The 251-nt window shown below is 62.9% G+C and carries 1 protein-coding gene; it reads left to right on the forward strand.

Annotated features, from left to right (window positions below; translation table 11 throughout):
• Positions 1-251, forward strand: a 251-nt coding sequence (locus tag G9G57_RS25480) for an AMP-binding protein (RefSeq protein ID WP_164965699.1), incomplete at both ends; no start/stop codon positions are given.

Consider the following 251-nt stretch of genomic DNA (forward strand, 5'->3'; position numbering starts at 1 on the left):
ACCTTGCAGGAACGCTTCGGCTCGTTGTTCCGGATCATCAACGCATACGGCGTGACGGAAGCGGCGATCGACTCCAGCTTCTACGACGAGGAGCTGGCGAAGCTGCCGCAGACAGGCAATGTGCCGATCGGCAAAGCGTGGCTGAACGCCAAGTTCTACATCGTTGACGCGCACCTGAATCCGGTGCCGGTCGGGGTGCTGGGCGAGCTGGTCATCGGCGGAGTCGGAGTGGCGCGCGGGTACTTGAACCG

The sequence above is a fragment of the Paenibacillus sp. EKM211P genome (assembly GCF_011066175.1).
Classification (GTDB): domain Bacteria; phylum Bacillota; class Bacilli; order Paenibacillales; family Paenibacillaceae; genus Paenibacillus; species Paenibacillus polymyxa.